Origin of the sequence: Candidatus Chlamydia sanziniae, assembly GCF_001653975.1 — a bacterium.
GTDB lineage: Bacteria > Chlamydiota > Chlamydiia > Chlamydiales > Chlamydiaceae > Chlamydia > Chlamydia sanziniae.
In genome coordinates, this window is sequence record NZ_CP014639.1 from 1043746 (window position 1) to 1055543 (window position 11798).

The window sequence follows — 11798 nt, forward strand, 5'->3', positions numbered from 1 at the left end:
TGACCGTTCTTTTTATTTAATAGTTCAGGTTCTCATGACAATCGTTTGTAATCGAACTAAGTCTTCACGACGTTTAACACATTCAGTAAGAATAGGTCACCTCTATATCGGCAGTGAACATTCAATAAAAATGCAATCTATGACAACAACATCCACAACTAATGTCGACGCTACTGTAGAGCAAATCTACAGGTTAGCAGAACATAACTGTGAGATTGTGCGAGTCACGGTGCAAGGATTAGCAGAAGCTCAAGCTTGTGAAAAGATTAAAGACCGTCTTCTTACTCTAGGACTACAAATCCCTTTAGTTGCTGATATTCACTTCTTTCCCCAAGCTGCAATGTATGTCGCTGATTTTGTTGACAAGGTTCGGATTAATCCTGGGAACTATGTAGATAAACGTAACATGTTTTCAGGGACAAAAATCTACACAGATGTAAGTTATGCTCAAAGTTTATCGCGTCTTGAAGAGAAGTTCTCCCCTCTTGTAGAAAAATGCAAGCGACTAGGAAAAGCAATGAGAATCGGTGTCAACCATGGGTCTCTTTCAGAAAGAGTTATGCAGAAGTACGGCGACACTATTGAAGGTATGGTTGCCTCTGCCATAGAATACATCAACATTTGTGAACACATGGGCTATCGCAATGTTGTCTTCTCTATGAAGTCTAGCAATCCTAAAGTGATGGTAGCTGCTTACCGGCAACTTGCTAAAGATCTCGATGCCCGAGGTTGGCGGTATCCACTGCACCTCGGTGTTACGGAAGCAGGCATGGGTATAGACGGCATTATCAAATCTGCTGTAGGCATTGGCACCCTCCTTACTGAAGGCCTAGGAGATACCATACGCTGCTCCTTAACTGGATGTCCCACCACAGAAATCCCTGTATGTACAAGCCTCTTACACCATACAAAAATATACCTAGATCTTCCGTCAAAACCCAATCCCTTTGCTCTAGAAAACTCCAAAAGCTTGGTTGCTGCATCAAAAAAAATCACCAAAGACACTCCATGGGGGAAGATCTACGGAGTCTTTATTAAGCTCTACACAAAACACTTGACGGACTTGACTTCTGATGAACTCCTACAAGCTCTTGGGATAAACCCTAAAACAAAAAGTAAAGAGTTTACAACTCCCGAAGGTGTTATTGTCCCAGAAGATATGTTCACAGCCCCTATCATAGAAATCCTACAACAACATTTCTTGGTTTTTCACCATCACCAAGTCCCTTGTCTTTATGAACATAATGAAGAAATTTGGGATAGCTCACAAGTCCATGATGCTCCCTTTATTCACTTCCATGCTTCAGATCCTTTTCTTCATACTAGCCGAAATTTCTTTGAAAAAGAGAGGCACCAAGGAAAACCTACGAAACTTGTATTTTCTCGTAATTTTGATAACGAAGAAGAAGCCGCGATTTCCATAGCTACAGAATTCGGAGCTCTTCTTCTTGACGGCTTAGGAGAAGCCGTCATTCTCGATCTTCCTAATATCCCTCTTCCTAAAATTCGCGAAATTGCTTTTGGGACCTTGCAAAGTGCGGGTATGCGTTCGGTAAAGACGGAATATATTTCCTGTCCTATGTGTGGACGTACTCTCTTTGATCTCCCTGAGGTAACAACACGCATTCGCAAAAAAACAAAACATTTGCCAGGCCTTAAGATTGCCATTATGGGATGTATCGTCAATGGCCCAGGAGAAATGGCTGATGCTGATTTTGGCTTCGTAGGATCCAAACCAGGAATGATAGATCTCTATGTCAAGCATAAGCGTGTGAAAACACATATTCCTATGAAAGATGCTGACGAAGAATTAATTCGACTTTTACAAAAACACGGGGTATGGAAAGATCCAGAGTAACATTAAAGTCCTAATTCTATATGCTTTCTTTTCACACACACCCTCTTAACTATGCAACGTTTGACGAACTTACAAGTCTTGCAATACGCCATGGTATTTTCTCAAAACAACAGGATAACGAGGGCTTTGTTTATGCTGCTAGTAATGAAGAAATTTTTCCTATTTTAGAAGCCAAAAACTACTGTGACCTACACCAGCTCCATAGTACAACAGTGCGCTATGTTACTCAAAAAACTCCCGTGTATCAACCCGGAGATGGCCTCCATACCCAACAACCTCGACTTGCTCTCCATATTCGGCATTCAGATTGTCAAGCAGCCATCTTTTATGATAAAGAACACCATGCTATTGCGAATGTTCACAGCGGTTGGCGCGGGCTTCTTGGCAATATCTATGCTGTTACTGTCGCTGCTATGAAAAAAACTTACAATACACATTCTCAAGATCTCCTTGTCTTTATTGGCCCTTCCCTAGGTCCTGATCATGCGATTTACTCTGACTACCTCACACTATTTCCTACTACTTTCTATCCTTTCATGTATCCTAAAAACCATTTTGATTTTCGCGCTGTTGCAAGAAAGCAACTCCGAGATTTGGGTATCTCGAATACAAACATTGTAATTTCTGACTACTGCACATACACGGAACACGATCGTTTCTTTTCCTCACGCTATCAAATGAGCCATCCTAACCTCAAGCCAATCCACCCTGTTCAAAAAAAGAAAAATAATGTTACTGCTGTTGCCTTATTGCCGAGAGATTAGTAATTGAAAATACTTCTATATAAAACATCGATCCACTGTCGGTATTTATTTTTCGACTCCAAGATATAAGTGTTTAGAAGTTAAAGTATCACAAACTTTTATCTTTGTATTCCTACCACAACCTAATGAAAACATGTTTCAAAAATGTGCAATAATCGCCTAGCTCTTCAGCATTTTTTAAACACAGAGTTAGATATGATTAGCGTATTGACTAAAGAAAATTCACAACAAACCATGGCCTCTCCCAACACATGGTAAAACGCAAACTTCTAAAGCAATCCACTTAAAGAGCACTTCGGAGATTCCTTCTCGTGTTCTTCAAATAGCCTCTATCCTATTGTCTATTGAATATTCGTTGTAGTTATCGTTTTATCATGTCTCACTGTTTTACTAACTACAATGTCTACTGTTCTACTCCCTATAATTATAGTCTCTATTTTGCTGAGGGTTGCTTTACTAATAATAGGAGCAGGTAGAAGTCAAAAGCCTGATCTTTCTAAAATCAACCAGATAACCCTACTTACCCCGGGAACACAAGGCATATCTTATAAAATTGCCTTAGAGCCATTGGGAATGCCAATTACGACTTTGTTAGGATCTAAATCAGGAATGTCGAATCTTTGTATTAAACATAAGTATGTGAAAATATTTCAATGTAAAATATCGATGTTTGTCTCTCAACACTATGGTATAAATTCTTATTTCCATATTCTCATTGCAACCTGATGAAAATATTTTTTAATACAAAAAAGCGCTTTGTTTATACAAAAAATCAGAAAATGTGCGAAAATTGCCTAACTATTAAGTATTAAGTTTTTAAACACAGAGTTGGATATGACTAAAATATTAGCTAATCAAAATGCAAAACAATTTACACAGACCTCCCCAACTTTACCTATTGAAGGGCAAACTTCTAAAGCAACTCGTTTAAAGAAAATTCAAGAGATTCTTCTCAGGATTTTTCAAGTAGCTTCTATCCTATTATCTATTGGAATATTCGTTGCAGTTGCTGTTTTATCTTATGTTAGTGTTTCACTAACTACAATGTATGCTGTTCTACTCCCTATGATGATTACCTCTATTTTACTGATGCTTATTTTACTAATAATAGGAGTAATTAAAAAACCTGATCTTCCTAGGATCAAGATGCCGACAACTACTCTAGAAACAAAACCCAAACCTTATAATAATTTCTTCACATCATCAGCATTAGAACAATCATATATCCTACACACTGAACCTTCAGAGAAAAATTTACCAATACTAAATGCAAAAAATATTCTACAGTATAAGCTAAAAGCTTCCCCAAAGATAAAACTCATTACTGCACAAGCTCCGAATCTGCCAACAATCTATCCTCAAGAAAAGAATTGCTTACACAGACTTTTCCTCCTCCCTCCAGAAAACAGTGTGAGAAGTCCATTGAATTTACCTTCTTCTAGTCCTCTGACTGATCTGCAAGCCGATTTAGGGGACGAATCTTGGAATAAAATGAAAGGAGAAATGAACATTTGTCCACGTCAAGGATATTGGCAATGTTTTCCTTATAAGGATATAAATCAACAAAGCTGCAATGAAGAATTGATACTGGCTTGGAGTCCTTGGGGATATTACAATGCCGACCTTGAGAAAATGCTAGATAGCACAAAAAATACTTCCTATATTCCCCCATACATCGCAAATCCCCAAAAATGCGCAACATACTATTTTACATACTTATTCTACGAACTCATGACTCAAGGAAAGGCGGAGGTGCATCTCCATGCTGAAGACGCTTTTAACCCAATAAACCATACAGGGAATTCTACTTATGATAATAAGTTTGTTAAGCTCCTTCCAGCATATTTATTAAACGGACTTTGTAAAGCAGTCCAGCAAGCTAGTAGCGCCCTAAAGGATGACATGCTTTCCGAAATTGCGAAGAAAAATTTACAAAAAATCCTAAATAAAGGATTTGTTTTGTATCTTACTAAGGCGAGTGGCAATCCTCTAAAAGAGTGATTCCCTTTCTTGAATTTCTAATAAGATTAAATAGATTGAGAAAAAATTCGTTTTTCCAGCTGTTTAATTAATAAAGAGTTATTGATTCTTTACAATTTATTTGTCACTGTAATAACTACTCTAATATATCAATCAGTTTTTTTGTCTTTTTTAAAAGTCGAAGTATTTTGTTTATTTGAAAAAATAAATTAAAAAATTTTCTTTATAAAAAGAATAATTCCTATTAAAATAGAAATTTTTATTTTTTAATTAAAACTATTCAAAAAGGTAATTCATGGGATGTTTAAATGCTACGGCTGTACGCTTATGGTTCCAGACCTTGCAACTATCCTCAGTTAACAATGAAGAAATTTCAACATCCTCCAGACTAAAGAAAGTACTAAAAATCACTTTTTGTGTTCTTCTTGTTCTTTCAGGAATTCTATTTCTAGGGACTTCGATCACAGGTATGGTACTTTTGGCTACAGGCTTTCCCTTCTGGTTAGTCACTACCATTCTATGTTCTTTAGGTGCAGCTACAATTTCTTTATTACTTCTAGCCACACTTATTTTTAAATGCGTACCTAATTTCCTGGAACCGAAAACACCAAAAATAGAACAAAAAATTCCCCATCGATGTGCAATAAATCTTGAGGAGCTTTACCATCCTGCTACAACAATATTACCTGAAAATATTGAGATTCCCGGTGCAAGGGACATTCTTATCTACTCATTAAAATTCTTACCTCAGATAAAGCTTATTACAGCACAAATCTCTAATTTCCCCACTATTCGTGATCATAGTAAAGGTGTACATACACTTTTCTTCCTTCATCCAAAAACTGGACCGAAGGATAAAAACATACCTTCTATCACTCTTCTGAGACAACTAGAAGTACACTTGCAGAAAGGTACTTTAGCAGCTGCCAAAGAAAGCATGAATACCCAGAAACAACCAGGATTATGGAAACTATTTCCATGGTTGAATCGAGATCCACAAGAAGTATCCCCTTCAGGAATAATTCTTCTATGGACTCCTTGGGATTATTACCCAGAAGACTTACAAAAAATAAAAAACCAACACCCAGGAGAAATTTACTACCCTCTTTTCTTACAAGACTCCACACTCCTTTTTAACTTTAAATTTCTTACAAATTTATTATTTGACTTTATGGCAGCAGGAATACACAAAATCCATATCCATGCTCCTACGATCTTTGCTCCTCAGCGCCCAAATGGATATTCTATTTACGGATACCAAAACTTCCTTAGACCCGTACTACTCTCAGCATTATCTACAGCTGCTAAAAAAGCAGCCATCAACACTAAAACTAGCCCTTCATCACTACCTCCTTCTTCTAAACTAGAGCATGAAACAGGTATCACTGAGGAAGAAAAAAAGTTACTTAAACTTGATCCTAACCTATCCCCAGAGGTTAAAAAAGCTCTGAGAAAAGCTCTTAAAGAAGGGTTTTACCTATACATCACGGACAATACTAAAAACCCAATGAAAAACTAACATATGGTCAAAAACATGAAGAATAAAGTTCAACGTATAGAGGAAAAAATCTCAAGACCAACAACTATAAATCGAGTAGAGTTTCTGGTTGTTCAATGCCATCTTTAACCTTGACTAGGAAGCTTACGGCTTCCTTGCCATCAATAATCCGGTGATCATAACTCAAAGCAATATACATCATGTCAGCAATAATAATCGCATCATCAAGAACTACGGGACGCTTTTCCACCTTATGCATTCCCAGAATCCCTACTTGTGGAGGATTGATAATAGGAGTGGACAGTAAGGAACCATACACCCCTCCATTAGTGATTGTAAAGCCTCCCCCTTCTAGTTCAAAAAGAGCAAGCTGGGCATCGCGTGCCCGAGCAGCCAAATCTGCAAGTTTCTGTTCGATCTCCCCACTGGAGAGTGTATCACAGTCACGAATAACAGGAACAACAAGTCCACGATCCGTACCTACGGCAATACAAACGTCGTAATAGTGACGATAAACAATTTCTTCTCCATCAATAAAAGCATTCATACGTGGATAGGCTTTCAAAGCCTCTAGGACAGCTTTAATAAAAAAAGACATAAAGCCTAACTTCACCCCATAACGTTCGACAAACCGCTGTTGTTTTTCCTTTCTAAGCTTTAGAAGAGGCGTCATATGCACCTCATTAAAGGTAGTGAGCATGGCAGATTCATGCAACGCAGAAAGCAAACGACGGGAAATTGTCTTGCGAATTGAAGACATCCGTTCACGAAATTCCTCTCTAGAATTTGAAAAAGTAGAGGGATGTTCATCATGAAGATGTCTATCACGAAGAGGAACAAAAGTCTTGTTTGTAGCAGGAGGTTCCCGAACTCCTGACTGAGGAAAGCAAATAATTTCCGCATCTAAAGTTCGCGTTGATCCGTCATCTGACATACTCTCAATTTGATTCGTATTATCAATTTTAGCAACCACACTATCAACAGCAACAACATCCCCTTCAGTAACCTCCCAAAAAATACGACCTGAAACAGGTGCATAAATTAGCTGATTTAACTTTTCGCTTTCGATTTCTACGATTCCTTGATTCTCTTGGACAAGGCTACCTGTAGTTACCAATAACGAGGCAATAGTTACCTCACTAATTGACTCAGCAATATTGGGAATTCGAACTTCCGTAGTCATACCTTACCTTAAAGCAAATAGTGTTTGCATAAATGTTAAAAACTCCTGACGACTAAGTTTCGCAGATCCTGAGGCTGTAGAGCTACTACGTGGACGCCCTATACATACCAGTTTCTTAGGCAAAACGTCCTGTAACGCCATGAACATATAGTCGTAAGCTCCCATATTGCTAGGCTCTTCTTGCAACCAAACGTAGTGCTCCACCCTAGAATACTTGTCAATACATTGTACTAAATCCTCAAGAGATAAAGGATAAAGACTCTCCGTACGCAAACAAGCAAAATCCTTACCTCGCTCTTCAGGAAGGGCTTCTCTATAATCATAATAAACTTTTCCTACACAAAGCACTAAAATAGTAGCGTCATAATTAGGATCCGGGTCTTCGAGAATAGATCGGAATCCTCCAGGCTCTGCAAATTCCTCAATTGTACTTACACATTGGGGGTGCCTTAGTAACAGCTTAGGAGTAAAGATAACCAAAGGCAAAGAAAGATCTCTTTTTGTATGTTCACGAAGAATTCGGAAATATTGCACTGGAGTTGAAGGTAAAACCACTTGGAAATTCCAATTTGCAGCAAGTTGTAAATACCGTTCAATGCGCGCTGAAGAATGCTCAGGCCCCTGCCCTTCATACCCATGAGGCAGGAGAAGAACAATATCGGAATGTAAATCCCATTTTTGGATTCCCGATGAGATATACTGATCGAAAACAATCTGAGCGCCATTAGCAAAATCCCCAAACTGGGCTTCCCATAATACAAGAGTTTTCAAAGCTTGCTGGGCATAGCCATATTCAAAACCTAAAACAGCATACTCAGAAAGTGGAGAGTTGTACATTTCCACAGAGCCTTGATCGGCAGATAGATTATATAATGGCGAATAGGTATCTCCCGTGGTTATATCACTCCAAAGTAGATGACGCTGGCTAAACGTCCCACGGACAGAATCTTGACCTGAGAGTCGTAAACCATAACCTTCTATCAATAAAGAAGCAAAGGCGAGTTCCTCTGCCATTGCCCAATCATAACCTACTAAACCCTCGGCCATCTTCATTCTCTTATCTAGTAATGCTTTAATTTTGGGATGGGGAGTGAAATTCTTAGGAAGACTACAAAGCCGTGAGCTAATATGAACTATTGTGTTGCAGTCCAAGGCAACATCTAAATCATGGAGAATGAGCTCGCCATTTTGTAATCTATTGCAATGACAGCATTCTCGTTTTGGAAAATGCTGGGATTCCTTGTCTTTTAAAGTTTGAAATTCACTATTAAGCTTATTGTGAACTTCCTGTTCAATAGAGCTTAACACGGATGGGGAAATTTCCGAGGAACCTTCTTTGAGCAACTTCTTTTTAAAAATTTCCCTAATGGTAGGTTTTTTCTTAATCTGATCATAAAGCAAAGGAGATGTGATGGACGGGTCATCACTTTCATTATGACCATACTTGCGATAACAACAGAAATCTATAATGACATCGCAATGAAAGCGTTCTCGAACTTTTAATGCGTGTTCTACAGCCTCAAGGCATGCAAGAACATCTTCCCCATTCACACGAAACACAGGGATTCCCAACATTTTTGCAATGTCAGTACAATAAGGTGTTGATCGTGATTCTTGAGGTTCAGCAGTAAAGCCTATATAGTTATTGATTACAATATGTAAGGTCCCCTCTGTGGTGTACCCTGGGACTTGGCTTAATTGCAGAGTTTCGTATACAACCCCCTGTCCTGAAAAGGCTGCATCTCCATGAACAAGTACGGCCAAGCAGTTTTGTTCTTCTCCAGCTTTCCCTTCATGCTGCAATGCAGCAACTACTCCTTCCACAACAGGATCTACGGCTTCTAAATGACTTGGGTTAGGGAGCATCACAAAAGTGATTTCTTCGCCATTCTCACGCAAAGACTTAGCAACATAGCCTTTATGATACTTCACATCCCCAACGCTATCCAATCCACGAGTTTTAGGATCATCCTCGAATTCCATAAATACATAGCGATAGAGCCTCGAAAACACGTTCGTCAACACATTCAAACGTCCACGATGAGCCATGCCTAAAACGTAATTCTTGATGCCCAGGGTAACACCATAATGTGTAAGATGCTCAAGCATAGGAATTAAAGTCTCTCCTCCTTCCAGGGAAAAGCGTTTTTGCCCTGTAAACTTTACTTGCAAAAACTCTTCGAAGAATGTTGCTTTACAAAGATCTCGATAAGAGCGCATAAGTTGCTGGGCAGAGAGTTTTTGTTTCGGCCCCTCCATGAGTTTCCAAACAAACTCTTGGAGTTCGGGAATGCACCCTAGGGTCTCCACAGTAATGCTACGGCAGTAGTACGCTTTCAATGCTTCAATAAGCTCATCTACAGAAACTTGATCTTGGGGAAGGAGTCCTAAAGAAGGAACGACTTCCTGGAGGTCTATCTTGGCAATCTTCTCCTGAATTAATAAGGAATTTTTAGGTGGAGATAGGGGAGAAATCTGACTCTGTAAATATCCATAGTAACGATAGACCGTACATAAAAACTGGGCCTTTTTCTCTTGTAAGGAAACGTAAGCATCGTTATTCGTTATTTTTTCTCTACAAGAAGATTCCGCTTGTCCTAATTGGTATCCTTCAAAAAAATACTTCCATGAAGGATCTAGAGTTTCACGGTTTAAAAACCTTTCATACATGGACTCGATCCAATCCATATCTGAAGAATGGATGTGTTCAATAAACTCAGAATCCATAGGGAATTATTCTCTGTAGATATACGACATAAGTTTTTGTTTCATAACAAATTTTTATTTTTCAAAAAAAATAATCTTTGTTTTTTTTCTATAGTTGAAAAAAACCGCAAAATACTGTACACCTGCTCTCGAAATACAGTATGGTAGCCTCTAGATGAAAAGCGAACGTTTGAAAAAACTCGAGTCTGAACTTCACGACCTTACTCAATGGTTAGAATTAGGTTTGGTGCCAAAAAAAGAAATTAGTAGGCATGAAGAAGAAATTCGACTCTTAGAGCATAAAATTTATGAAGAGAAGGAGCGTCTTCAGCTCCTCAAAGAAAATGGAGAAATTGAAGAGTATGTGACGCCACGACGTAGTCCTGCAAAAACGGTGTATCCTGATGGTCCTAGCATGTCTGATATCGAATTTGTTGAGCCTACAGAAACCGAAATCGATATCGATCCGGGAGAAACTGTAGAGCTTGATCTTAACGATGAAGCAAGGGAAGAAGGTGCTGTAGAAATTGACTATTCTCACGAAGATGATGAAGATCCTTTCAGTGACCGTAATCGTTGGAGACGAGGAGGCATTATTGATCCTGACGCAAATGAATGGTAAAGTCCCCATTAGCACTTTACATTCATATTCCTTTTTGTAGCAAAAAATGTCATTATTGTAGTTTCTATACGATTCCCTATAAGCCAGAGTTAATTTCCTCATATTGTAATGCGATTATCCACGAAGGATTAAGAAAATTCGAGTCTCTTGCAGAACATTACTTTATTGATACTCTTTTCTTTGGAGGAGGGACTCCCTCTCTTATCCCACCTTCTGAGCTTCAAAATATTGCGAAGATATTGGCTTCCCAAGCTCAAGAAATCACCTTAGAAGCAAATCCTGAGCACCTTAATGCGTGCTATCTCGAACAGCTACAAGAAACTTCAATAAACAGAGTAAGCTTAGGAGTTCAGACTTTTGATGACCCCCTACTGAAACTTCTAGGTCGCACGCACTCCTCTTTATCAGCTATCCAAGCAATTCTACGTTGTCGCTCTTACGGTTTTACCAATATCTCCATAGACCTAATTTATGGCCTTCCTACTCAATCTCTTGAGACTTTTCTTACTGATGTGCAACAAGCTCTTGCTCTACCTCTCACGCACCTCTCTATCTATAACCTCACTCTAGACCCTCAGACTTCCTTCTATAAACACCGCAATGCACTGATCCCCTCAATCGCCAGAGAAGACACATTAGCAACCATGCATCTTCTAGCAGAACAACAACTTTCCACCTACGGTTTCGATCATTATGAGTTAGGCTCTTACGCAAAACCTAATTTTCTTTCTAAACACAATCTCTATTATTGGACTGATCGTCCCTTCTTAGGACTAGGAGTCTCCGCATCTCAATATCTGGATGGAAAACGATCAAAAAACTACACTCGAATTTCTCACTACCTGCGTGCTATTCAGAAAAACCTCCCTACGGAAGAATCTTCAGAAATACTTCCGGAAAAAGAAAAAATCAAAGAAGCTTTAGCTTTACGGTTACGCCTTAGTCAAGGAGTTCGCTGGAGAGATTTTCCCCCTGAGCTTCTTATCATGCTCATCAACAATCCAATTTTAAATTCCTTCTTAGATTGCAGTGAAGAATTTCTCTTCTTAAATACACAAGGTCGTTTATTTCATGATACAATTGCGGAAGCCGTTATGAATTTTTCTTTTTAAATAGAGAGCTTCTGATTTTTCCCCCTCTCTATTCATAAAGACGCGCAGGCTATCTCCCTTCTAGAGCAAGGATGA

General features: G+C 38.8%; 9 protein-coding genes. 7 read left to right on the forward strand and 2 right to left on the reverse strand.

Annotation, left to right across the window (positions count from 1 at the left end; translation table 11 throughout):
• Positions 1-34: 34 nt before the first annotated feature.
• The 5 genes from Cs308_RS04550 to Cs308_RS04570 all read left to right on the forward strand — a co-directional run bounded on the left by Cs308_RS04550 (position 35) and on the right by Cs308_RS04570 (position 6121).
• A complete protein-coding gene (locus Cs308_RS04550; RefSeq protein ID WP_066483090.1) occupies positions 35-1858 on the forward strand; it encodes a 4-hydroxy-3-methylbut-2-en-1-yl diphosphate synthase in 1824 nt (607 codons plus the stop codon).
• A 20-nt stretch (positions 1859-1878) separates the two neighbouring features.
• The gene (pgeF, locus tag Cs308_RS04555) at positions 1879-2622 is read left to right on the forward strand and encodes a peptidoglycan editing factor PgeF (protein ID WP_066483092.1); all 744 of its coding nucleotides are present in this window, start codon (positions 1879-1881) and stop codon (positions 2620-2622) included.
• A 399-nt stretch (positions 2623-3021) separates the two neighbouring features.
• The gene (locus tag Cs308_RS04560) at positions 3022-3348 is read left to right on the forward strand and encodes a hypothetical protein (RefSeq protein ID WP_066483094.1); all 327 of its coding nucleotides are present in this window, start codon (positions 3022-3024) and stop codon (positions 3346-3348) included.
• 108 nt (positions 3349-3456) lie between these two features.
• On the forward strand, positions 3457-4623 hold the full coding sequence (locus Cs308_RS04565; protein ID WP_066483096.1) for a hypothetical protein: 1167 nt from the start codon (positions 3457-3459) through the stop codon (positions 4621-4623).
• Positions 4624-4897: 274 nt separating this feature from the next.
• Positions 4898-6121, forward strand: coding sequence for a hypothetical protein (locus Cs308_RS04570; protein ID WP_066483098.1), 1224 nt, complete (start codon positions 4898-4900; stop codon positions 6119-6121).
• A gap of 64 nt (positions 6122-6185) precedes the next feature.
• On the opposite strand, the gene Cs308_RS04575 is transcribed toward Cs308_RS04570, so the two are convergent.
• The gene (locus Cs308_RS04575) at positions 6186-7283 is read right to left on the reverse strand and encodes a 2-oxo acid dehydrogenase subunit E2 (RefSeq protein ID WP_066483100.1); all 1098 of its coding nucleotides are present in this window, start codon (positions 7281-7283) and stop codon (positions 6186-6188) included.
• Between the two features lie 3 nt (positions 7284-7286).
• Entirely contained in the window at positions 7287-10010 is a 2724-nt protein-coding gene (locus tag Cs308_RS04580) for a 2-oxoglutarate dehydrogenase E1 component (RefSeq protein ID WP_066483103.1), read from the reverse strand.
• 154 nt (positions 10011-10164) lie between these two features.
• Here Cs308_RS04580 and Cs308_RS04585 point away from each other — a divergent pair, with 154 nt between their 5' ends.
• Positions 10165-10611 carry a hypothetical protein gene (locus Cs308_RS04585; protein ID WP_066483106.1) on the forward strand — a complete coding sequence of 149 codons (447 nt, stop codon included), beginning with the start codon at positions 10165-10167 and terminating at the stop codon, positions 10609-10611.
• The gene (gene hemW, locus Cs308_RS04590; RefSeq protein WP_066483109.1) at positions 10605-11723 is read left to right on the forward strand and encodes a radical SAM family heme chaperone HemW; all 1119 of its coding nucleotides are present in this window, start codon (positions 10605-10607) and stop codon (positions 11721-11723) included. Before Cs308_RS04585 ends, hemW begins: the two co-directional genes overlap by 7 nt.
• Positions 11724-11798: the final 75 nt, after the last annotated feature.

Excerpts from the sequence above, each read along its gene's own strand:
- Cs308_RS04550 (WP_066483090.1), top strand. The coding sequence starts at position 35 with ATGACAATCGTTTGTAATCGAACTAAGTCTTCACGACGTTTAACACAT.
- pgeF (WP_066483092.1), top strand. The coding sequence starts at position 1,879 with ATGCTTTCTTTTCACACACACCCTCTTAACTATGCAACGTTTGACGAA.
- Cs308_RS04560 (WP_066483094.1), top strand. The coding sequence starts at position 3,022 with ATGTCTACTGTTCTACTCCCTATAATTATAGTCTCTATTTTGCTGAGG.
- Cs308_RS04565 (WP_066483096.1), top strand. The coding sequence starts at position 3,457 with ATGACTAAAATATTAGCTAATCAAAATGCAAAACAATTTACACAGACC.
- Cs308_RS04570 (WP_066483098.1), top strand. The coding sequence starts at position 4,898 with ATGGGATGTTTAAATGCTACGGCTGTACGCTTATGGTTCCAGACCTTG.
- Cs308_RS04575 (WP_066483100.1), bottom strand. The coding sequence starts at position 7,283 with ATGACTACGGAAGTTCGAATTCCCAATATTGCTGAGTCAATTAGTGAG.
- Cs308_RS04580 (WP_066483103.1), bottom strand. The coding sequence starts at position 10,010 with ATGGATTCTGAGTTTATTGAACACATCCATTCTTCAGATATGGATTGG.
- Cs308_RS04585 (WP_066483106.1), top strand. The coding sequence starts at position 10,165 with ATGAAAAGCGAACGTTTGAAAAAACTCGAGTCTGAACTTCACGACCTT.
- hemW (WP_066483109.1), top strand. The coding sequence starts at position 10,605 with ATGGTAAAGTCCCCATTAGCACTTTACATTCATATTCCTTTTTGTAGC.